Source organism: Alicyclobacillus hesperidum subsp. aegles (assembly GCF_027923525.1).
Lineage (GTDB): Bacteria > Bacillota > Bacilli > Alicyclobacillales > Alicyclobacillaceae > Alicyclobacillus > Alicyclobacillus aegles.
In genome coordinates, this window is the sequence record NZ_BSBJ01000049.1 from 224,976 (window position 1) to 248,008 (window position 23,033).

Consider the following 23,033-nt stretch of genomic DNA (forward strand, 5'->3'; position numbering starts at 1 on the left):
GACGACAGCACAGAATGGGAAACGGAGGGGTTGGCGTGTTTCGCACGATGATGAAGTCGAAGATCCATCGCGCGACGGTGACGCAGACAAACCTCAATTATGTCGGTAGTATCACCATCGACACGCAGCTCATGGAAGCTGCTGATTTATTGGAAAATGAGCGTGTGCAAGTGGTCAATATTAACACGGGCGCGCGCTTTGACACATATGTCATTCCAGGCGATGCGGGGACGGGCGTCATTGGCTTAAACGGCGCGGCGGCACGTTTGGCAGAGCCAGGGGATTTGGTCATCATCATTTCGTATGCGATGTACGAAAATGCGGATGCTCTGCAGCATGAGCCAACTGTGGTACTGGTCGATGAAAACAATCGCATACAATTGCATTTGGACAGCGAGGCAGAGGAAAATCGGCGCTTGGCCGAAGCTCGGACGTAACAGGTGCAAACGGGCCAGTGACTGGGTGAAGTGGAAGGGCATCCCGAAGGGGTGCCCTTTTTTTAATAGAGCATTGACCAGGTATGGTCTTACATAATGGAGAGAGGCGGCGAGAGGCGGTTGGCAAATCAGGTGCGATTGGGGATTGTTGGATGTGGTGTCATAGGAAGCGGCGTGTTGCGAGTGCTGGCGGATCGGAAAGGGGCGTGGGAAGGCGTACAACTAGCGGCCACGCACATCGCCGTAAGGCATCTAGAGCGCCCGCGACCAGAGTATGTACCGCGCCACCTGTTGACAGATGACTGGCGGATCGTCTGCGAGGCAGACGACGTCGATATCGTGATCGAGGTCATGGGCGGGATTGACGTGGCGCATGATGTCGTGCGACACGCGCTCGAAAATGGCAAATCCGTCGTGACGGCGAACAAGGCCCTGATGGCCCTCTACGGCGAGGAATTGCGCGATCTCGCGAGCAAGCGCGGTCTGTTCTTGCGCCACGAAGCGAGTGTGCTTGGCGGCATTCCGGTCTTGCACACTTTGCATACATACTTCGAACTCAATCGCGTGCAATCCTTGCGTGGGATTGTCAACGGCACCTGCAACTACATCCTGACGCGCATGTGGGAGACGGGGGCGCCGTTTGCCGAGGCGTTGCAGGAAGCGCAGGCCTTGGGCTATGCGGAACCGGACCCGGCGGCGGACGTCGAGGGCTTCGACGCCTACTACAAGTTGCAAATTCTCCTGCAGGCACTGCGTGTGGATACGCATTTGTTGCAAACCGAATTCGTCGCGGACGGTCAGCCTTTCGTTGGGGCGGCAAACAGCGGAAAACCTTTGGCGACATTGACCAAGCCGCGGCGTGGCATCGATAACGTCGATGCGGCACAAATCGAAGCGGCAAGACGGGCTGGTGCCAAGGTCAAGCACGTTGCGTCGGCGGTCTGGGGAGAGGATGGCATCGTCCATTGCACGGTTGGCCTGCAGGTGCTGCAGCCGGACGATCCGCTCTATTTCGTCGATGGCGTGAACAACGCGATTGCCATCACTGGGGACGTGGTGGGCACCATCACCTTGATTGGCCCTGGGGCTGGAGCCTTGCCAACGGCGAGTGCCGTGTTGGAAGACGTGCTGCAAATCGTGCGCGAATCCGCAGACAAGGGCTGAAAGGCGATAGGAGTCGGTAAATCCCAGTGGCAGTCGTGCAGGAAATGACCAGTTTGACACAGAATTACCCTACCAATCAAATTACGTAGCAGATTGCGTCTGAAGGTTATGTCCTTTGGACCATCTCGAGAAGGTAGGCATTCTTTGTGAAGACAGCTCGTTCTTTTTGGACTTCCCTGGTGGTTTCAGGACTTCTTGTGGCAACACCCATGGCTGCGACCGTCTCGGCCAAAACGGTATCTCCGCACACGGTGCAACATCGCGTAGCAGGTACACACGCGGCGAAGCCGTCAGCGAAGCGCGCGGCCGGCAAGGCGGTGCAGAAGGCTCCGACCAAGGCCGCTCTCGTAAAAACCAACGCGCTCGCGCACGGACATGTGCGCGCGCTCATTGGTGGCAAGCAGTACGACGCCATTGCGGTTGGCGATACGACGTATGTCGCGCTAAGCGGCATGGCGGCCATGAAAACGCCCTATGAAGACCTGGGCGGTGGCAAAATTGCGGTGACCGGCGGCTACGTGCAGGGCGTCGTCTACGGGGGCACCACGTATGTCCCTTGGCAAAAGCTTGCCGCGAAGGTGAAGGCTACGCCTCTTAAGGGCGGCGGGTTCACATTTAGCAGCTTGCCCGTCAACCATCATTATCAAATCGAGATCGATACCCAGAATACGACAGTGGGAAGCCCTGCTCCGCTGCAAATTGCGACCTTGGACGGGATGAACACTGTACCTAACCAGAACATCACCATCACGACGACTGGTTTTAGCACATTGACGCCTTCCAGCGGCAGCACGACCTTGCATACAGCGACCGATTACTCGGGCATGTGGTTCAACGGCGTCGAAGATAACACGGCGGAAACGGCGTATGTCACGGTATCCTGGGTTGATCCGGCGGGGAAGACGGTGCAGCAGACGGCGGCGGTGAAGTTTGCACCGGCTGCATCGAGTCAAACGGCTGCGCCACAGGCCGCAGGTGAGACGTTGCTCGCCTCGGTGCCCATCACGACTTTCCAAAACGGCGTCTTTTTTAACGCTAGTAGTGGCAAGGACAATCTGACCCTGCAACTGGACACCGGCGCCTATGAACCGCTGTTCACGGCGGCCGATGCTAAACTGTTGCACCTGCCCAACCTCGGTAGCATTGCTGTGTCTGGCATTGGTGGCCAAGATCAGGCATATATGAGCGAGGTTTCGCTCGACATCGGCGGGCAGCACTTCGCCGACATTCCCTGCATTGTCGATCCAAGCTATACCGGCATCTCGCTGCTCGGATTCGGCTTCTTTCAAGCGAACGGGTACGACTTGTTCGTCTCGCAAAAATACAATATGTTGTCCATCTTTCATTGATCGATAAGCAACCGCCATCTGGCCGCCGCGGCGGCCGGATTGGCTTCCTATTGCATCCGGTTAAGGGGTGAAGGCCGGTGGCGCGCAAACGAATGGGTGAAATTCTCGTCGAGGCGGGTTTGTTGACGCCAGAGCAATTGCAAAAGGCCTTGGCGGATCAGCGCGAGTCGCAGTCTCGCCTTGGCGATGTGCTGATCAACAATGGCTATATCAGCGAAAGCCAACTTGTCGAGGTACTCGAATTTCAGCTCGGCATTCCCCATGTCGTGCTCAGCAACATGCGGATCGATCCCGCTGTTTTACATCTGGTCCCCGAACGGCTGGTCGAATCGTATCAAGTCATTCCCTACCGCAAAAGTGGCAATCGGCTGTATGTCGCGATGGCAGATCCGCTCGATTACTATGCCATCGACGATTTGCGGATGACGACCAACCTCACCATCGAGCCTTCCATTGCGACGCGACACGATATCCAAGGTGCGATTCGCAAGTATTATCACCTGCAAGAGACATTTGACGAGGCCGTGCGCAGGGCGCAACCGGAGCCGACTCCTGCCGCAGCCGAACCGGATCCGATGCGCAGCGATTCGCCCGTCGTACGCATGTTGAATCAGATCCTCGTCGAGGCTGCCGCTGCGGGCGCGAGCGACGTCCATCTCGATCCACAGGCCGACGGCGTTCGCGTGCGCTACCGGATCGACGGCTTTTTGCGGACGGAGCGAGTGGTGCCACGGCACCTGCAGAGCGCTTTGACGGCGCGCGTCAAGGTATTGGCCCAATTGAACATCGCGGAACAGCGGTTGCCACAGGACGGGCGCTTTGAGCTTGAGGAGAGCGGTTACAAACTCGATGTGCGCGTGGCGACGATGCCGACGGCGCATGGTGAAAAGGTTGTCATGCGCGTCTTCGATCTCTCAGGCCAAACGTTCGAATTGCAGAAGTTGGACTTCTCGCGTGAGCATCTTGCAGCGTTTGAACGGATGCTCGCACGGCCGCATGGCGCCATTTTCATCACCGGCCCCACCGGATCAGGCAAGACGTCGACGCTATATGCGGCGCTTAAAGGCTTGGCCACGCCCGAGATGAACGTGATCACGATTGAGGACCCGATTGAATACCAACTGGATGGCGTCAATCAGGTGCAGGTCAACATGGCGGCGGGTTTGACGTTTGCGCGCGGCTTGCGCGCCTTGTTGCGCCAGGATCCGGATATTGTGATGATTGGCGAAATCCGCGACGAAGAAACCGCGGAAATTGCTCTGCGCGCGGCCGTGACCGGGCATCTCGTGCTTTCGACTTTGCACACCAACGATGCGGTGAGCACCGTCACTCGGCTGCTTGACATGGGGGTTGCGCCGTATATGATTGCCTCGGCGTTGACCGGGGTCGTCGCGCAGCGCCTGGTTCGCCGCGTCTGTCCGCGCTGCCAGCAACCGTACCGACCGACGCCGATGGAGGAAAAGCTCTTGGCGCATTACGGAATGTCTCATGATGGACTCGTCGCAGGCCGCGGCTGTCCCGCCTGTGGCAATACAGGCTTTCGCGGCCGCATGGCGATTCATGAGGTGTTGGAGGCGGACGACGAGACGACGGGCCTCATCTTGACAGCACAATCCGCCGATGATTACAGGCAACGTTTGCGCGAGCGGGGGATGACGACGATGCTCGAAGACGGGCTGGCGAAGGCGGCTCAGGGCCTGACCACGGTGCAGGAAGTGCTGCGGGTGACGGCCGCCGAGGGAGCACTGGAATTCGTTTGATTCGGTCGTAGGTTGAGGAGAGAACGAAGTTGGGTGTGTATCAGTACGAGGCGATGGCTGTTCGGGGTAAGCGATCGCAGGGGCGCATCGAGGCCGAAGACGAGGCGGCGGCTGTGCGCCAGTTGAGCGAGCAGGGCTTGTATGTCGTCGAGCTACGGCCGGTCGACGAATCGATCTGGACGCGCGAGATCAACGTCGATTTAGGGCTTTTTAGCGGCGTGAAGCGGGAACAGTTTGTCCCGTTCTGCCGGCAGTTTGCGACGTTGGTGCGCGCAGGGGTTCCCTTGGTCAATGCGCTTGAGGTGCTTCACGAACAGACGGAAAAGGGCGTCTTAAAAAGCGCCATTGCCCAGGTTGGGGCAAGCGTTCGCGACGGGCGGCCCCTTTGGGAGAGTCTGGCGGAGTATCCACGCGTTTTTCCGGCTTTGTTTGTGCAGATGGTGCGGGCGGGCGAGGCAAGCGGTACGCTTGACGAGGTACTTGAGAATACGGCGGGGTACCAGGAACGTCAGCGGGAGACGGTGGAGAAGATCCGCTCTGCGATGATCTACCCCATCGTGGTAGCCGTAATGGCCGTTTTCGTCTCGATTTTCTTGCTGCTACGCGTCATCCCGACGTTTGTCACAGTGTTTGCGGCGCAACACCTGCAACTGCCCTGGCCGACGCGAGTGGTGCTTGGTGCTTCGAGTCTGGTCTCGCATAGGTGGTATATCGGCCTCAGCGTGTTTGTGGTGCTGGTGGCCGCCGTTCTGTTTGTCAACCGACATGGTCCGAGTTTGTACTGGCGGGATCGGCTGCTGTTGCGCGTGCCCGTGTTTGGGCAGTTGTTTGAAAAGCGAGCCATGGCACAGGTCTCGCGAACTCTGGCAATGCTCTTTCATGCGGCACTGCCGGCTCTACAAGCTATCGCGCTCTCTGCCGATGCAGTCGGCAACCGCTATGTGGCCAGGGCCTTGCGCCAGGTTCGGGACGCTTTGGGCGATGGCGGATCGCTCTCTGGGGCGCTTCGTGAAACGGGGGCGTTTTCTCCGATGATGGTGCAGATGGTGCGGGTTGGCGAGACAACGGGGCAGCTCGACGAGATGCTCGGGAAGGTCGCAGACTTTTACGAATCGGAACTTGCGATGTTTGTGGACAGGTTGAAACAGCTCATGGAGCCGCTTTTAACCGCTTTGTTGGCTGGGGTTGTTGGCATCATCGTCCTGGCGGCGCTGTTGCCAATGTTCTCGCTATATCAAGGCATGAGCAGTGCGACGGGCATGTGACACCCTGAGCTGAATTCGGTGGAGAAACGCATACGAACATAGTGTACAATTCTTTTCTTTGCAATTTATAATAGAGACACGGACGTTCAGGATTTGCTTGGATATAGAGGAAACAGCGCGTCCAACGAGGGTGTGAAAGGGAGAGTGTTCATGCAAGCATTAAAGGACAAGCTACAAAACCTATTGAAAAAACTAAAAGAACAGCAAGGCGTCACGTTGATTGAGCTACTTGCCGTCGTCGTCATTCTGGCCATTCTGGCGGCCGTGGGCGTACCTGTCGTCATGGGTCAGATCAATAAGGCGCGCGTGGCAACGGATAAAGCGAACGAACAAATGATTGCCGACGCTTTGCAGCGGGCAGAGTTTGATTATCAGTCCAACTCGGCAAATGGCGGGGCGTTGGCGATTAACTCGACAGGCAATTTGACGAGTTCGCCAGGTGGTGCGACCTTGGCGCCGGCCAATTCCGCGGCCAATGGATCCAGCTTTGTTTCCGATTTGCTGACAAATGGACTGAATAACTCAACGGGCGGCGGTTATATCAACTCTCTGCCTGCTCCTCAGTCGCAAAAAGGAAGTTTTGCCATCGTGAACGCCCAACCACCGGCAAATAGTACCGTACCGTATGTCACCTTCACATACCCCAACAGCACCAATGGAACAACTGGGACCTACTACGTCACCATTCAGTAATTTGGACGTTTGACATGTCGACTAGGGCAAAGCTCCCGCAAGGGGGCTTTCTCTATATTCGGGGTAAGACGACGATTGAGCGAAGTCCCTGGGGGGTGATGGGCGTGCATGGCATCCGCGGCGTATGGTTGCGGCGAGCAGGGCGTCGCGATGGGCAAGCGGGCCTGACCCTGATTGAGGTCATGGCATCGGTCGCGATTATCGCGCTTGCTGGGACTGCAGCACTGCTTGCCATTGGCGGTGCGCAGGCGGGATCGCTCAAAATGGCGCAGTATGATCAGGCTTTGGGACTGGCCACAACAATCGCCGAGGAAATCAAGGACAGGCCGCAAAACATCATTGGCTGGGTCATCGAAGTTCCGGGTGATGCACTTGGCAACGAGTCGCAGTCGTCCATCGTCCTCATTGTACCGCCGCCTGGGATCACGTTCTCTTGGACCTATCCGCTGTACAACGGCTTTCGGTGTACTATCTCTTCGAGCGCCACGAATAATGCTGCAAGCGTGGACTACAAGGTGCAAGTGCAGACGCCGCAGGGGCTCACCGCCACCGTAACTGCACCCGTACTACCTTCGTCGTGAGGAGATGTGCGGTGATGACGATGCAAACGCATAAAAGAAGCGGTGAGGCAGGGCTCACCTTGATCGAGCTGCTGGCGTCTATCGCCATCGCGGCGATGGTGGCGGGAATTCTCGTCAACCTCGTGTGGATGCTTGCAGTGCGGGCGCAGCGACTGACCAGCTTCAACGCCGCACAAGAAAAGGTCCTCACGGTCAATCACGCGCTGAATCGCATGTTGCGCAGTTCTGATTTCGTGCAGATGCAGTTTAGCGGCAATCCAGCTTCCTCCTCAGCGGTCGTCGTCCTTTGGCTTTACCGGGGAGGCTATCCGACGACCGCGGCTGTCGATGCGGATAGGCCCTGGATGTACAACACGACGACCGTGGTTCCCACGGTCTCCGGAGGACAAACTGCACAAGCGGCCATTGTCGGGGCAACTTGTTTCAAGGTATTCGAGTTTATCCAACGATCCGCCTCCTCATGGGACGTGTACAGCGTAAACGCGAACAATGCTCAAGCGCAGAACCAAACACCGCCTGCGGTCAATGGGACGCCGCTCGCAAGTGGAGTGGACATCGAATGGATGTTCCCGGTCCTCTACCCGCAGGGAAGTGGCACCGACTTTTCCTGGACGAACTATATTCTTGGGTTTTTGCATCCGTCCACCATCTCGTCCGGTACTTTTGTCAACAGTTTCATCATGCGATTGTCAGCGCCGTATCAAAGCAGCACAGGGCAAACGCTGACCTATGATCTGGCGAGTGGCTACCACGATGCGGATGTCCGCTGATGGAGGAGCGTGAAGCGCGTGTGGCGAAATGAAATACGGGCGAGGCAATCCGTGTCGATTTCCGCAGAGTCAGGATTTACGTTGGTTTGGTCCGTCGTCTTGGTCGTGCTTTTGGCCACCGTGGTGTCTGGCGCCATCGCGTGGACGGATTATGCCTTGCATACAGGGGGACGCACGATGGTCAGCGAGGTTGCCGCGCAATATCAAGCGGACAATCAAGTGGAATCCAGCTTCAATCAAATGGAATCTATCATTCAAAACATATTGCAACCACAAAAGTTCATTTCTCCGGCTGCGGCGAATCTCGCGGTGCAGACAGGCGTGATCGGCGCCCTTAAGGTACAAGGATACCCTTCCGTCTATTTGGGGTCTTACTTGGATGGACAAGGCGTGCTGCATGAGATGGTGCGGTCGACGCTGAGCGGTTCCTCATTGATCCTGGATATTCAGTTGCAACAGCAATCGCAGAAAGGGCCAAGCTCTTTGTTTTATACATATTCTTCCGTGCGTGCGGTGTAGGTGGGTGATGTTGGTGGCTTTGCGTGGCAAAAGCGTGTCGATTGGCGTCGAAGTGAGTGACACGAGCGTTCGCGTTGCGGAATTGGAGTGGGCGAAGGGGCCTCGTTTGCGCCGTCTTGAGACCTATGAACTCGATGGTGAACCTGGCAGCACTGCCTCCGACCTTGATCTCGCGGCGTGGCAAGGCGTTTGGCAACGCGTGTTCCCACCAAGCGGGCGCAAGAAGCGGCAGTTGCACGTCGCGGTTCCGAACCGCTGGACGGTCATCCGCCAGTTGGGATTGCCGGACTTCTCCGATGAGGAATTGCGAAGCGTGATCGAATTCCAGTTGCAACACAATATCCACCTGCCCTTCGACGAGGTTACGTTTGATTTTGTGCGTTGCCCACGGGAAGAGGCGGCAGGTGAGGCCGGGGCGGATGCGGAGACGAGTCTCATCCTGGTCGCGGCGGACAAACAGTTGGTCGCGCCGCTTGTGGAATCCCTTCGCCATAGCGGTGTTCGTCCCGTTTCCGTCGACATCCATCCGCTGGCCGTGTATCGCCTATTGCGCAGATTTCATGGCGGCTTGCCACAGACGTTTCTCTTCATGGAAGTCGACGGCGATGTTGCAGATATGCATGTCTTCCATCAAGGGCTGCTTTATTTGACGCGCCAGTTCCCGCTGCCAGTGCCGGCTGCCGACGTATCCGCGGGCATGTTCGATAATCTCAACCAAATCGGCGTCGAGGTCGAGCGGACGATGAACTTCTTTCGCTACACGCTCAATCAGAGGGGTGTCGAGTTCGCCCAGCTGTTGATTGCCGTACCAGAGGGTGCCACAAGTGAGTGGTCGGCCCTCGAGGGGCAACTGGGCATCCCGTGCGAGATTATGTCTTTGTCGTCGCTCATCCGTAGCCACGTTTCGTTTACGCGCAAAGTGACGATCCGCCCAGACGACCCATTCCTTCACGACTATGCGGCTGCAATCGGCCTGGCGCTTCGCGAGGTGTGAGACTTGGATATCAACTTACTGCCACGACCGCAAAAATCACACGGCAATCGGTTAGCGGCCGGAGGGCGCGGGCGCCTGCTTGTGTTTGGCGTGGTGACGCTGGCCGCCGCGGCCTGCGCGGCCTTGTTGGTCGTTTTACATGAACAGGTTGCCCAGGTGGCCACACAGGTCGCCACCCTAAACGGCCAGGTGCAGACGGCCGAGCGTGGTAGCGCGCCCACACATGGCGGAGGGTCTTCGGCGTTACAGAGTGAACTTGCCCAGGCGGCGGCCGCGCGGGTCGACTGGGCAACCGTTTTGCAGGAAATCGACGCAGCCTTGGTGGCCGACATGACGGTCGACGAGATCAAGTTGGCTGGTTCCGCGATGGAGATTCGCGGGCGCAGTGCGAGTGTCGCCGAGGTGGCAGCTTTTGAGCAGAACCTGCAGCAGGATCCTTTTGCTGCATCGGTGGCGTTCCAGGTTGCCAAAGAGCCAAGCCAACTGCCGGGGCAAACGCCGCAAGCCGTGTTTGTCGGTGGCGGATCGAATCATTATCTGTACGCGTATACCGTGACGTTGGCGATGGCGACGGGAGGGACGGCACAGTGAAGCGACAGCTTTCGAGGCGCGAACGTGCGTTGCTTTACGGCGCTGGCGTGTTGGCCGCCGTGGCGCTCGTCTATGTGTACGGCTTGGCGCCGATGCTGAATCGGTTGAGTGCGTTGCAGACGCAGCGACAATCGCTCGTCGCCACGATGAACTCGCTCTCAGAGCATCCCGCTACGAAGGCGAACGGCACGAAGGGCGGCGCGACCATCGACATCCATACGGCTCTGCCTGTGGGGGAAAATGAGCCAAGCTTCCTACAGCTGTTGGCGGCGGATGCCAATGCAAACAACGTCACTTTGCTGAGCGTGGCGCGGATGGATAGCGCAGGCGCGGGTGGCGCAACGACATCAGACGGCGGCAACTCCACAGCGGCGGCTGCGGCGGAGCAAAGCGCCTTGGCCAACAGCGCGCAGGCGCAAGCGGCGTTGCAGGCGTTAGCAGGCCAACTCGGCGACACCGGCACAAATGGCGATGAGCCGCTTGAGGTCGGCAGCGCAGGCATCCCCAGTCTTGATTACGCGGTTGTGGTCAGCGGATCGGCCAAGGACATCGAGGCCCTGTTGGCCGATCTCTACCATAGTCAGCGGTTACTTGACGTGTATGTCGCTGACCTTAAAGGGCTTGATGGAGCGACAGCGACGGCGAATTTGCAAATCGCCGCGTATTACCAGCCGGCCAATTGAGTCGACGACGTCCACTGCTTAAGCACGCTTGCTGCGATTTTGCCTTGCTGGACGAGCTCTTGCATGCTCATCTCCATCGTCTGCATGCCAAACTGCTTGCCGGTTTGCATCAGCGATGGAATCTGGTGCGTCTTGCCCGTGCGGATGAGGTTTGCCACTGCTGGCGTATTGACGAGCACTTCAAACGAGGCGACGCGATAGGTTCCATCTGCGGAGCGGTGCAGGCGCTGCGAGATGACGCCCTGCAGCACGGAGGCGATTTGCAGGCGTATTTGTCCCTGCTGTTCAGCCGGGAAGACGTCGATGATGCGCTCGACGGTTTGCACCGCGTCACTTGTGTGCAGTGTGGCAAACACGAGGTGGCCCGTTTCCGATGCGGTGATGGCCGTGCTGATGGTCTCGAGATCCCGCATTTCGCCGACGAGCAGGATGTCCGGGTCCTGGCGCAGCGCGGCGCGCAGGGCAGGCGCGAAGCCAAGCGTATCGAGGCCAATCTCGCGCTGATCGACAATGGACATTTTATGTGTGTGCAAATACTCGATGGGATCTTCGAGCGTAATGATGTGGCGGCGCTGTGTTTGGTTGATGGCGTCGAGCAGCGCGGCAAGCGAAGTGGACTTGCCGCTGCCGGTTGGCCCGGTGACCAGGACGAGGCCGTGTGGCTTTTCCATAAAGGTGCGAAACACCTTCGGCAGGCCGAGTTCGTCGAGCGTGGGAATGCGCGCCGGGATGAGCCGGGCCGCCACGCTGATGCAACCGCGCTGCCGGTAGGCGTTCACGCGGTAGCGCGAGACGCCGCGGATGCTGTATGAGAAGTCGATCTCGCCGCGCTCTAAAAACCGCCCCCATTGCTCCGCATTCATCATCGATCTCGCCATGGCATCGAGATCGTCCGGCGAAAGCGGCTCCCCTGCTGGCTCCAACTCGCCGTTTATCCGATACATCACGGGAGCGTTGACCGACAGATGCACGTCTGAGGCGTTTTTTTCTTTGGCTTGCACGAGAAATGTATCGATGTTCATGGAACTTCCCCCTGTGTTCAGAACGTGGTCGTGGCCTTGCGGGGGTCGGCGCTTAAGCCAACCCGACGAGCCGCATGTAGAGATGCAGAAGTGCTTGTCCATACCAGACGGCGGTCATCACGCCAAGCGCGATGAACGGCACAAATGGCACAAACTGTCCGACCTTTAGCCGTCCATTCAGACGCAGGCCGAAGCCGATGAGGCTGCCAAAGATGCAAGCGAGAACGAATGAGAGTAAGCTCAGCCACGGGCCGAGCATCGCGCCGACCGCCAAATACAGCTTGGCGTCGCCAAGCCCCATGCGGCCACCGGAAAGCAGATGCACGAGAAATACCATCGCAAAGCCGACAACCAGGCCAATGGCGGCATTTGGCCATGGCTGGATGTGCGTCAAGCCGGAGGCGCAAAGAAAGACGACGGCAGCCGGCAGTGACAACACATTCGGGACGATCATCGCCGTCAGGTCCGTCCCGACAGCCATCATGATGTACAGCCAGAAGAGCGCCCAGACGACCACTTGCGCGATGGTATGCCCCTGCCACCAGGCGCTTGCAAAAAGGACACCAGTCAGCAGTTCGAGCAGCGGGTAACGCACGGCAATGGGCATCCTGCACTTTCGACAGCGGCCGCGCAACACGAGCCACGAGAGGACGGGCAGCAACTCCCACCAGGACAACGTGTGCTGGCAATGCACGCAGTGCGATCTCGGACGCACAACCGATTCGTGGCGCGGCACGCGGTACGCGACGACGTTTGCGAATGAGCCGAAAACCAGCCCGTAGGCAAACAAAAGCGCGGCAACGAGCCAGGTCACCGCAGGATATTGCACAGAAATAGCCATCTCTCCTTGGGTAAAAACCACTTTGCAAAGCGGCTTTCGCGTTGTTCATCCGCCAACCTATGCCTCACATCTACGCCCTGGCGGCGTCGAAATCCTGCTGTCTATGTCGACAAATGGCACATTTCAGGTTGATTCACTACAATTTCATAAAAAGTTTACTTGCAAAAGTAATGCTCCCAAGCGAGGATAAAGGTCAGCAGGGTGATGGTGTGCCCTTCGCCCTTCCCATCACACGACACAAAGGAGCCGATTCTGTGCGGATCGCCAACTTTTCTATTCGCCGCCCGGTCACAATCACGATGTTGATGGTGGCCGTCGTATTAGTCGGCGTTTTTTCTGTGTTTCACTTGCCTGAAGAGCTTTACCCCAAGCTGAACCTGCCGATTGCAGCCGTGGCGACCTCGTGGACAGGCGCCTCGCCCGAGGAGGTTGAGCAGCAGGTATCACACCCAATTGAGCAAACGCTGGAAGGCCTCTCGGGCGTACAGCTCATCGAATCGACATCGACACAGGGCAGTTCGCTGGTCATTGTCGAGTTCAACTATGGCACCAATATCGATGAGGAGCTCAATCAGATGCGCAGCCTCATCGCGCGCGTGCAGCCAGGGCTGCCGTCCGATGCGAGCGCGCCAGCGGTCGAACAATTTGACCCAAGCAGCCTACCCATTATGAAAGTGTCCGTATACGGCAGCGGTCACGTCTCGCAGCAAGTCGTCAGCGATGCGGCAACGAACATCGTCGAACCAGCCATTGAGCGCTTGAACGGCGTCGCCGGCGTGCAGACCGCAGGCAACTTGACGCGCCAGATCACGGTCAATGTCGATCCGGACAAGCTCGCCAAATACCACCTGAGCATCGAGCAAGTGGTTCAGGCGATTGCTTCCGATAACATGTCGGCTGATGCAGGACAGGTGCAAAAGGGCAACTTGCTGATCCCTTTGCACATCGATGGGCAGTTTGCGAGTCCGGCCGCTTTGGACAATGTCCCTATCGCCTTGCCCCTTGGCGGCAACATTCCGCTCAAGGACATCGCTACGGTGAACGACGGGGATAAGACGGTGACGCTCATCTCCACGGTCAACGGCAAACCGGCCGTGACACTTGCTGTTTCGCAGGCGAGCGATGCGAACATCGTGCAGGTGTCGAATGCCGTGCGCCAAGAGGTCTCGAGCGTGGCGTCACAACTGCCAGCCGGCGTGCATGTGCAAATTTTAAGCGACAGTGCACAGCCAATCCGCGACACTATCGATACCGTTGTCAACCATACGGTGTTGGGCTTTATCTTTGGCGTGATCGTCATGTTGCTGATCCTGCGCAGCATCCGCACGACCGCCGTCGTCGCTGTCGCCATTCCCATCGCCACTCTGTCGACGTTCGCCTTGATGGCCGCCGCCGGCTTGTCCATCAACTCCATCACCTTGGGCTCGCTCGCCGTTGGCCTGGGATCACTCGTCGACTTCTCGATTGTCGTGCTGGAGTCTATCTTCCGCGCCCGCAAGCGGGGCCTGTCGGCCCTCGAAGCCGCGAGGCATGGCACCGAGGAAGTCGGGATGGCGGTGGTCGTCGCGGCCTGCGCGCAGATCTGTGTGTTTGCGCCATCCATCTTTGTGCCGGGTCTAGCCGGGCAATTCTTTAAGCCCTTATCGCTTACGGTGTCGTTTTCCCACGTCGCGGCCCTGTTTGTCGCACTGACGTTTACGCCGATGCTCGCATCGCGCCTTTTGCGCGGCCCCCGCTTTGAGCAGCCGGAGACCGTGCCCGGCATCGATGCGCCGTTTCGCTTCTACGCTCCATTTGACTGGTCGGCGCGCACGATGCACGGCCTGACTTCGGCCTATCGGGTCGCGCTGCGCTGGGCGCTTGGGCATCGCAAGACGGTGTTTGCGGCGACGACGCTGATGTTTGTGGCAAGCGTCGCCATGGTGCCCAAAATCGGCTTTGAGTTGGTGCCAAATGTCGGAGATAACCAGATGACCGTCTCCATTACAGCGCCGCCAGGGACCTCGCTCACAAGGACCAACGCGATCGCGCAACAGGTGGAGGCGATGGCGCGCCATACGTTGAGCGGTATCGAGCAGATAGACGCGCAAATTGGCGGCAACTCGTATAGCGATCTCGGGGCCACCAACCAGGCCACCATCACCGTTTCGTTTGCGGCGAGCGTCGCCTCTAAGGATGTGGACGCGATGAGCCACCAGTTTGGCATCGCCGTGCAGAAGGTGAAAGGCGCGCAGATTCAAGTGGCTGCCGGTTCTGCAAACGGATCGAGCGGGCCGGCTTCCAATCAGATTTCCGTGCAGATTCAAGGGCCAAACATGGCGGAACTGGTGCGGCTGAGCAACCAGGTCGTGCATTTGATGCAGCAGACGAAGGGGCTTGAGGACATTCAGAATGGTGCGACGAGCGGCGTGCCGGACGTGCAGTTGACGCTGAGCCAATCAGCGCTTGCCGCGTATGGACTGACGGAGCAGGAAGTGGAGTCGGTGTTGCGAACGGATGTCAACGGCAGTGTGGCCTCCACGTTTGACCAGGGCGGCAATGCCTATGACATCGTCGTCCAGTTGCCAGCGTCTTACGCGCAGAACCTGAACCATCTCTCTGACTTGACGGTTGAGAATCAGCGCGGCCAACAGGTGCCGGTCACCAAGCTCGGTTCCGTCAGCGATTCATCCGAACCGCCGCAGATCGATCACGTCAACGGCGAGCGCACCGTCACGGTCACCGCGACGCCGTATGGCGTGACCTCAGGGCGCGCGCAGGCCGCACTCGCGAAAAAGCTAAAGACCCTCCACGTGCCAAGTGGCTACAGCGTGGGCTTTGGCCAAAACGGGCAGTTCCTGCATTCGACGATGATCGATCTCGCGGCCGCCTTCGGCTTTTCCATCCTGCTTTTGTACATGCTGATGGCGAGTCTGTTTGAAGCTTTGCTGACGCCGTTTGTCATCATGTTCTGTTTGCCGCCGACGTTTATCGGGGCGGCGCTGGGACTATTTTTGACGCACCGATCCCTGAACATCGACTCGGCCATTGGCGTGATTATGGTGATGGGGTTAATCGCGAATAACGCCATCGTGCTCGTCGATTACGCCAACCGCTTGCGCCGAGCGGGGTACTCGCTTTACGATGCGCTGATGCAGGCGGGACCAGTCCGCCTGCGCCCCATTCTCATGTCGACGTTGACGACGGTGCTCGCGATGCTGCCGCTCGTGATTGGTTATGGCAAGGGTGCCGCGACATTGGCCTCGATGGCGACGGTCATTGCTTTTGGGCTCACCTTCTCGACGCTGGTCACGCTGCTACTTGTTCCTGCCGTCTACCTGTCGTTTGCCGGCAAGCGCGACGAGCGCCGCCGCGCGAAGGAGCGCGGAGCAGATCCGGGCACAATGGGGGAACAACCGCTGGGGCTTTGATAACCTCAGCGAGCAAGGACGGGCGTTGGGTATTTACAACGGGTGTTTACAGAGGCAGGCTGCCGGAGAAGAAGTTCTCCGACAGCCTCTTTGCAACTTGCGCTCGATTCTTAGGACCTGCAGGTTGGTGGGCGTATCATCATTCCGGAAGAATGTTGGGATTCAATCGAAAGACGTTGTCGGGATCGAATTCGCGCTTGATCGCGGAAAGACGTGCGTAATTGGCTCCGTACGTGGCGCGTACGACAATTTCGGGTTGTTCCTCGAGGCCTGCCATGTTCAGATAGGTGGCTACAGAAAGTTGTTCCTCAGCAAGGGAACGATGAACATGGTCCACCCACGCACTGCTCACTCTGGCCTTTTGCACGGCGTCAGAAGGTTCCGGAATGACCAGTTCCTCCATGATGAACAAAGCCTCTGCGTCGCGCGCGCCGAACGCGGTTTCGCTTGCAGGTACCTCCGCCATGCGACCACCGAGCAGCCATACCATCGCCATCGCCGTCGGCGGAGCCGTGTCAACGGCCTGTGCAATGGTCGCAATGGATGGGTCATCCAACGTGCTTAGATAAATCGATCTGCCGTACGCCGGCATGCCTTCAGGCACCTGCTCATCCAGATGTGTGTGCAGATCTGTGTAGTCGATGGGGCCGCACAGATCCAAGAGGGGCGTCGCCAGTTTGCGCAACGGTTCGCTATCGAGGGCGGCAAGTTCCATATCTTCACCGGCGTGCATGCCATTGATGCTGACCACTTTTTGACCAATCAAGTGTTGTGGCAGATGCGGAAGGGGTGGGATGGTGTGAATTGCGATGTTGAAGCTGACGTCTGCGCGATCCGTGCGCAGGTATTCGCGACAGCCCTGCAGGACGGTTTCGACATCGGCGGCACTGTACATCAAACGGATACCGTAGACGGTAGGGCCAATGCGGCGTGCTTGGAACGTGAACGATGTGACGATGCCAAAGTTGCCGCCGCCTCCACGGATGGCCCAGAACAACTCTGCGTTTTCCGTCGCGCTTACGCGTACCTGTTGCCCATTAGCAAGTACCATCTCGGCTTCGATCAGATGATCACAGGTAAGACCGTACTTTCGGCGCAGGTAACCCATCCCGCCGCCGAGTGTCAATCCTGCTATCCCAACTTTCGACACATCGCCGGTTGGCACGGCTAGACCGTGTGTCTGTGTGGCACGGATGACTTCCCCTGCCGATACCCCACAGGCTACCTTGACCGTTTGGGTTGTTGCATCGACGAGCACATCCCGCATGGCGGAAGTATCAACGAGTACACCTCCGTCACAGGAACCATAGCCAGCGATATGGTGACCCCTGCCACGCACCGCGACGGGGAGTCCTTGGCGGTTTGCATATTGTACGGCTGCAGAGACATCATCTGCGTTCTGGCAGACGACGATAACAGCTGGTTTCGGATCAAACAAGCCGTTCCAGACCTTGCGGCGAGCCTCGTACTCAGGGTGCTCGGGAAATACGACGTCACCTACAACAGCTTGTTCCAGAGCAAAGCGATTCTCTTCTTCCAAAAGCAACGAACGGTCGTTCAAGCTCGATGCACAGTCCCTTCTTCAGTGAAATCAGTTCCGATTTCACATGATAGAGCGGGACGCCGTATCAAGCGTCCCGAGGTATGTTTCAAATGTCTCATTCCATTTACACCTTTTTTGTCGTATCCCCAACAGGTACAGGTGGGAAAGCGCCGATGTCTTGCCCCGGAGATTTCCGTAATCATCGTCTTATTGGATCTTCACAATGTCTCTTTTGTCTCAAAAATCCCAGATTTCTGCCAAACCATTGCGCTTTGTGCGTGCCTACCGCTATGCTGGCGTTGAGAGAGAGGTGAAATACAATTATGAAAAATATGAATCATCTGTTTGACCATCTGTTCAACCATCTGTTCGATCACCTGTTCTAATGTGAGAGATCATGGGGTGTAAGTGAACGGAAAGAGGGCCATCGCGTGCATTGCACATGCGATGGCCCTTTTGAGTGAATCGCGCTCACGAGCTGTGCTCTCGTAGACTTGCGTATGGATGCGCAAGGAATTAAAAAACGGTACAGGTGGGTGAACAGGTGCCTTGAAGCCGTCGTGATCGCAAGCGGAGTGTCAGTGGCCTTGAAGCTACGGCGTGGCAGCGACCCACTCGCCATGCTCCAACAACGGAATCCAATCGCCAGCTTCGGTTAATGCGTGAACACTCAACTCTTCGGATCCCATCATGAAGTCGACATGAATCATGCTCGAATTGATGCCTCGCTTGACCAACTGCTCTTTGGTGAGGCTTGGTCCTTCTTCAACGGAAGTTGGGTACGCGGAGCCGAGCGCAAGGTGACACGATGCATTTTCGTCAAATAGTGGATGGTAAAATATCAAGCCTTCCTGGGAAACGGGGGAACGATTGGGCACGAGGGCGATCTCGCCCAGAAATGCGGCACCTTCATCGCTTGCCAACAGCGCCTTGAGTGCCTCGAGTCCACGCTCCGCACGACACTCGATCACGCGGCCCTCTTTAAAAGTCAACGTAAACTCGTCGATGACCTGTTCTGCGTAGATGAAAGGTCGCGTGCCTTTGACCGTGCCGTTGACCCCAGTGCGCAGTGGTGCAGTGAAGACCTCTTCAGTGGGGAGATTGGGCACGATGAATACGCCATCCTCCGTGAATCTGCCACCGCCGCTCCAGATGTGACGATGGGGCAACTGCACGATGAGGTTTGTCCCAGGTGCATCGTAGCGCAGCGCGCGGTATTGAGCTGTGTTCATGACGGCACATCGGTGGTGTAAATCGCGAAGATGGCCTTGCCAGGCGCGTAGCGGATCGGCCTCATAGACTCTCGTCACGCGAAACAGAGCTTCCCAAAGCCCGGCGATCCGCTTGGCTGGCTCTTCGGCCGAGAAGACTTGATTGGCCCACTCGGTCGTTGGGATGGCCAGCCCAGACCAACTGACTTGGCCCCTCATTTTGGCCTCGCGTAGAAAGCCCAAAGCGGATAGGGACGCGGTTTGTAGCGCATGGGTTCTCTCTGCCGGCACATCGTCAAACAGCCCAGGCCGCGGTGCCAAAACGGTGAAGAACGCAGCTTTGGCAGCCATCATTTCGCCATAGATTTGCTGTCTCCACGCCTGATAGGAATGCAACGCTTGGGGCGATCCGTTCAGAAGTTGAAGCCTTTCCAGTTCGGGATCCGACCATAGAATATGAACGGCTTTGGCACCGGATCGATACCCTTGTTCGGCAAGCAGGTGCGCAAATTCAGCGGCAAAGATGGGCGCGTCGATGACGAGGGGTTGACCCGGCTGGAGGTTGACGCCTAGGCGAATGCCCAGCATGGCGTAGTCTTCGAGACATGCTGCGAAATCTTTCATCACTCGTTTGGCTCCTCAATTTTATTTTTCGGTATCCGACGTGGACGCACTCTGAAGCAGACGATAGGCCCGTAAAAACGCTGACATGGAACCAAGCACGACGACGAAGGTCACCAGATAGAAGACCTCGGATGGCAGGACGGAGACAAGCGGCGTGCTGAGGGTGTAACCAATAAACATGCCGAGAAACATGGCGGAATTCAGGGTGGCAAAGCGCGTGGCTGGGTTGTCGCGCCCTGCGACGCTCGCCATGATCTCGTTGACTTTGGTGATGGCCACAACCTCACCCAGGCCGTAGAAAAAGATGCCGATGAACCAGCCAATCGGCTGTCGGGAAAAGCCGGAAAGCGCAAGGCCAAGGCCGAGGATGACAAGGCCGACAGGCAGGACCTTGGGGATGGTCAGCTTTTTCGTGATGCGCTGAACAAGGGGGGTACACAGCAGCACAATAAGAGCAATCTCTGTGTTTAGCAAACCGTAATACTGCGTTCCATGGTGGAATTTTGCAGTCAAGTACAGACCCAGCGTCGAGGTCAATTGCGATTCCACCACGATAAAACAAAGCAGTGCGATAAACGTCCACAAAAGCGCCCGGTCCGCGCCCAAATAGCTCATCACATCCAGAAACGTGGGGCGTTTGGAACTGGACTTGCTTGCGGGTTCCTCCGATGCCGGCGGGGTTTGCTTGGCGGGCTCGATGGCATCTCTTACGAAGCCCCAAATCACGATGGCGAGCAACAAAAGAATGCCAGCGGCGATATCAAAGACAGTTGGTTTCTTACCGGCGCCAAGCAGCAGCGTGGCGATGCTCGGCCCAATGACGATGCCAAGATTGTTCAGCCAGTAGAGATACGTTTGGTAGCGCCCAGCCTCAGACTTTGGCACGCTGGTATTGATGAGAGCCTGTACGCCACTGCGCATGGTGGCATTGGCAAGGCCCATGACAATGGACACGATCAGCAACAGCACGTACAGCCGCAGGTTCGCAAGGCCAATAAAGCAGACACAGGTAACGGCAAGCGCCAGCACATAGCCTTTGCGAATGCCAATGCGATCGGATACATATCCGCCGATCACGCCGAACAACGCCGCCGACAGGGGAGTCAGCCCGACAAGCAGACCCGCTTTTGCCATCGACAACGCCAAGGCATGGTGATAGTACAGAACAAAAAAGGGCTGCGACATATACGTGGTTAGGGAGCCCAAAAAGGAGGCTCCCAACAAAATGACGAGGCTTACGTTGAGGACATGAGGCCTCTGTTCTGGGGTCAGCGCGCTTTCCACTGCCAATCCAAATCCCTCCATCCAGTTCATTCAGGGTTTCGGGATAAAGCGTACGATCGGCGCTGATTAAAGAGATCCCAGATTTCGTCCCGAATGTCTCAACTGTTCCAGGGAAGCATTCCACCTCGTGCATACCAAACTTGCCCTCGCGCAAAGCCTGCAACGCTTGGTTCACTTTGTAAGCACTTGCAAAAGTGCCGCGTGAGCCTGCTCTAAATAGCGGTAATACGTGGAACGGCTGATGTTCATGTCTCGCGCAATCGCAAAGACACCTTGCCGTTGACCCAAGTAGGTGAGAGCCAGAACGCGCTGCAGTTCTGCGGTAAGCGGCGGGGTGGGCCGTTTATCCAAGAGCAATTCGGATAGCGACGTCATGAGCGCATCTGACGACATGCCTAAAGCCTTGGCGAGATCGCTATGTTCCATGTGCTTGGGCCTGCGCAAGGCTTTTAATGCCTCGCGCAGATTGTCCATGGTGGGTGTGCTCGTAGAGTCGGCCTCTTTCATTTCGGTATTTAGCAGCATGGATGCCAGCCAGCGTCCCATCGATTTTTGCCGAAAGTCGAGTGCAAACATGGCGCTCCCCGCGTACGCTGCGGAATCGCTGGCGCCAAGTGGGTTATAGCGAAGCTGTGTGTAAAATGCGGTGACTTCTGGTCGCGATCCAAAGAGCAGGCATCGGCGCCCTTGAGACAACTCGGCCCAGCCGCTTACTTTGAGCGCCAGCAAGAGGTCAAAAAACGTGTATTCTGCCGTCTCGTTTGCCACACAGCTCATAAGGTTGAGCACGGTATCGGTTTCTGCCGCGTGTGCCAACTCGTATTGTCCGAAGTCCACACCCAGACCGCGCCGTACGATGTCGACAATGTGCGGGGGCAACTGCGCTAGACACTCGCCGCAAAGTGGCACGAATGCGGCAAATGCCAAGGGATGGCCATGGCTATTGCGCACGATACGAAAGCCTTCTGGAGATAGATGTACCAATAAATGAAGAAGTTGATGCTGATCCATCTCATCTTCGAGGAATAGGCCGGACGCCATTCCTTGGTTCAGCATGTCGTGCAATAGCGCAACATCGCTTTCCAGAAGAAATTCGCATTGTGGCAGGGCGCGCGCAGAAAGGATCATCTGCATGGATGGATGCGGAAACACGAGCGCAGATGGGCGGAAGGTACACAGGGTAGCCATGTTATGACAGACTTGATAGGTCAATCTCTTTGGGTAGCGCTGAATGGCCTTTTCGAGGACCATGACAGCCTGGAGAAAGAGGTTATCAAATTGCTGCGGATTGCGCAGCTTGAGATCGTTGAGAAGAAACGTTCGGGCAACGTCGTGCATGACGAGTCCCATTTCCGTCGTCCGGACAAAGGAAAGGCGGCTGAGATCGCGAAAGTGGTCACGAGGAATGTCGACCTGCAGCAATTCGACGAGCATTTCCTGTGTGGCACTGCGCAAAAACGCTAGTCCTTCCACGAGTGGGCTCAGATGTGGAGCCACTTCGCTAAACATGCGAAACGACAATTCAAGAACGGCTTCCAAGTCGCCGCCGAATCTCGCCTCGTCCTGTTGTTCAGTCGCTTGCACCGCAAAGGCGAGCGCGAGCGGATAGCCGGCCGTGGCGCGGCTGATTTTTTGTTGTACCTGCAAGTCGCGAATGCCGAATTCAGAGGTGTATTGCATCGATTGTTCCCACGTGAAGGGATGTAAAACCAGGCTCCTCAGGCGCATAACGCAGTTTGGATCCGTGCGCCAGCCAATGGATAAACCTTGGCGCGAGGCGAACACGAGCAATATATTCACCAGCGGCACTTGAGGCGCGAATTCTCTTCGCAAAAAGGAGTCGAGAAACGACATTTCCTCAAAGTGATCGAACAGAATGACGGTTTTTTTGAACTGCGCCCGTTCGTGCCACTGGTCAAGCAATTGGTCCAAAGGGGTCATGGATAAAGCGTCGGAAAACTGTAGCTGCGTTTGGATATAAAAAAGTAGGTCGGAAGCGTTAGTAAAACCGGTGGCTCCGTCTACGTAAACTGTATCAGCTCCATATTGCCGAGCACAGGCGCGTATCTGCCCGAGAAATGTCGTTTTACCAATGCCGCCAATGCCTTGTACCGACCAGATGGCCGTCCCGGGGCGCGCCTCGGACAACCAGTCGATAAAGGGATGCAATTCTTCCTCACGCGTGATCAGCAACGGATTGCGGAGCCTCGACGCGTCGATGTCGAACGTGTTCATGGACCCAAGTGGACCTCCTTGTTGTACCATACGCTCCGATACCTGTTCGTAGATTTA

General features: G+C 57.2%; 19 protein-coding genes. 13 read left to right on the forward strand and 6 right to left on the reverse strand.

Features of this window, described 5'->3' with window-relative positions; all coding sequences use genetic code 11:
* Positions 1–35: 35 nt before the first annotated feature.
* The 12 genes from panD to gspM all read left to right on the forward strand — a co-directional run bounded on the left by panD (position 36) and on the right by gspM (position 10,806).
* Positions 36–437 (forward strand): aspartate 1-decarboxylase, encoded by a 402-nt coding sequence (gene panD, locus QMF38_RS10790; RefSeq protein WP_006445870.1) that lies wholly within the window; start codon positions 36–38, stop codon positions 435–437.
* Between the two features lie 120 nt (positions 438–557).
* Positions 558–1,601 (forward strand): homoserine dehydrogenase, encoded by a 1,044-nt coding sequence (locus QMF38_RS10795; protein ID WP_281759429.1) that lies wholly within the window; start codon positions 558–560, stop codon positions 1,599–1,601.
* 209 nt (positions 1,602–1,810) lie between these two features.
* Positions 1,811–2,950, forward strand: coding sequence for a pepsin/retropepsin-like aspartic protease family protein (locus tag QMF38_RS10800; RefSeq protein ID WP_281759430.1), 1,140 nt, complete (start codon positions 1,811–1,813; stop codon positions 2,948–2,950).
* Positions 2,951–3,027: 77 nt separating this feature from the next.
* A complete protein-coding gene (locus tag QMF38_RS10805) occupies positions 3,028–4,710 on the forward strand; it encodes a GspE/PulE family protein (protein WP_058094318.1) in 1,683 nt (560 codons plus the stop codon).
* A 35-nt stretch (positions 4,711–4,745) separates the two neighbouring features.
* Positions 4,746–5,975: a type II secretion system F family protein gene (locus QMF38_RS10810; protein WP_281759480.1), complete on the forward strand. Its 1,230-nt coding sequence runs from the start codon at positions 4,746–4,748 to the stop codon at positions 5,973–5,975.
* Between the two features lie 150 nt (positions 5,976–6,125).
* On the forward strand, positions 6,126–6,668 hold the full coding sequence (locus tag QMF38_RS10815) for a type IV pilin protein (protein ID WP_281759431.1): 543 nt from the start codon (positions 6,126–6,128) through the stop codon (positions 6,666–6,668).
* A gap of 14 nt (positions 6,669–6,682) precedes the next feature.
* The gene (locus QMF38_RS10820; RefSeq protein ID WP_281759432.1) at positions 6,683–7,249 is read left to right on the forward strand and encodes a type IV pilus modification PilV family protein; all 567 of its coding nucleotides are present in this window, start codon (positions 6,683–6,685) and stop codon (positions 7,247–7,249) included.
* 14 nt (positions 7,250–7,263) lie between these two features.
* On the forward strand, positions 7,264–8,019 hold the full coding sequence (locus tag QMF38_RS10825) for a prepilin-type N-terminal cleavage/methylation domain-containing protein (RefSeq protein ID WP_058094315.1): 756 nt from the start codon (positions 7,264–7,266) through the stop codon (positions 8,017–8,019).
* 18 nt (positions 8,020–8,037) lie between these two features.
* Complete coding sequence (locus tag QMF38_RS10830) at positions 8,038–8,538, forward strand: hypothetical protein (RefSeq protein ID WP_157057191.1); 501 nt, start codon at positions 8,038–8,040, stop codon at positions 8,536–8,538.
* Between the two features lie 13 nt (positions 8,539–8,551).
* Positions 8,552–9,532, forward strand: a complete 981-nt coding sequence (gene pilM, locus QMF38_RS10835; protein WP_058094313.1) for a type IV pilus biogenesis protein PilM — start codon at positions 8,552–8,554, stop codon at positions 9,530–9,532.
* 3 nt (positions 9,533–9,535) lie between these two features.
* Positions 9,536–10,123: a PilN domain-containing protein gene (locus QMF38_RS10840; protein WP_281759433.1), complete on the forward strand. Its 588-nt coding sequence runs from the start codon at positions 9,536–9,538 to the stop codon at positions 10,121–10,123.
* Positions 10,120–10,806 carry a type II secretion system protein GspM gene (gene gspM, locus QMF38_RS10845; protein WP_281759434.1) on the forward strand — a complete coding sequence of 229 codons (687 nt, stop codon included), beginning with the start codon at positions 10,120–10,122 and terminating at the stop codon, positions 10,804–10,806. The genes QMF38_RS10840 and gspM overlap by 4 nt, the downstream gene beginning before the upstream one ends.
* On the opposite strand, the gene QMF38_RS10850 is transcribed toward gspM, so the two are convergent.
* Together QMF38_RS10850 and QMF38_RS10855 are read right to left on the reverse strand one after the other, a co-directional pair.
* Complete coding sequence (locus QMF38_RS10850; RefSeq protein ID WP_281759435.1) at positions 10,788–11,828, reverse strand: type IV pilus twitching motility protein PilT; 1,041 nt, start codon at positions 11,826–11,828, stop codon at positions 10,788–10,790. The genes gspM and QMF38_RS10850 overlap by 19 nt on opposite strands.
* 52 nt (positions 11,829–11,880) lie before the next feature.
* Complete coding sequence (locus QMF38_RS10855; RefSeq protein ID WP_281759436.1) at positions 11,881–12,669, reverse strand: prepilin peptidase; 789 nt, start codon at positions 12,667–12,669, stop codon at positions 11,881–11,883.
* A gap of 254 nt (positions 12,670–12,923) precedes the next feature.
* On the opposite strand from QMF38_RS10855, the gene QMF38_RS10860 reads away from it, so the two are divergent.
* Positions 12,924–16,079, forward strand: coding sequence for an efflux RND transporter permease subunit (locus QMF38_RS10860; protein ID WP_281759437.1), 3,156 nt, complete (start codon positions 12,924–12,926; stop codon positions 16,077–16,079).
* Positions 16,080–16,218: 139 nt separating this feature from the next.
* Here QMF38_RS10860 and QMF38_RS10865 read toward each other — a convergent pair whose 3' ends face one another.
* From QMF38_RS10865 to QMF38_RS10880, 4 genes are all read right to left on the reverse strand, one after another.
* On the reverse strand, positions 16,219–17,640 hold the full coding sequence (locus QMF38_RS10865; RefSeq protein WP_281759438.1) for an FAD-binding oxidoreductase: 1,422 nt from the start codon (positions 17,638–17,640) through the stop codon (positions 16,219–16,221).
* A 575-nt stretch (positions 17,641–18,215) separates the two neighbouring features.
* Positions 18,216–19,457: an aminopeptidase gene (locus QMF38_RS10870; RefSeq protein WP_281759481.1), complete on the reverse strand. Its 1,242-nt coding sequence runs from the start codon at positions 19,455–19,457 to the stop codon at positions 18,216–18,218.
* A gap of 21 nt (positions 19,458–19,478) precedes the next feature.
* Entirely contained in the window at positions 19,479–20,741 is a 1,263-nt protein-coding gene (locus tag QMF38_RS10875; protein WP_281759482.1) for an MFS transporter, read from the reverse strand.
* Positions 20,742–20,912: 171 nt separating this feature from the next.
* Positions 20,913–22,976, reverse strand: coding sequence for a helix-turn-helix domain-containing protein (locus tag QMF38_RS10880; protein WP_281759439.1), 2,064 nt, complete (start codon positions 22,974–22,976; stop codon positions 20,913–20,915).
* Between the last annotated feature and the right edge of the window lie 57 nt (positions 22,977–23,033).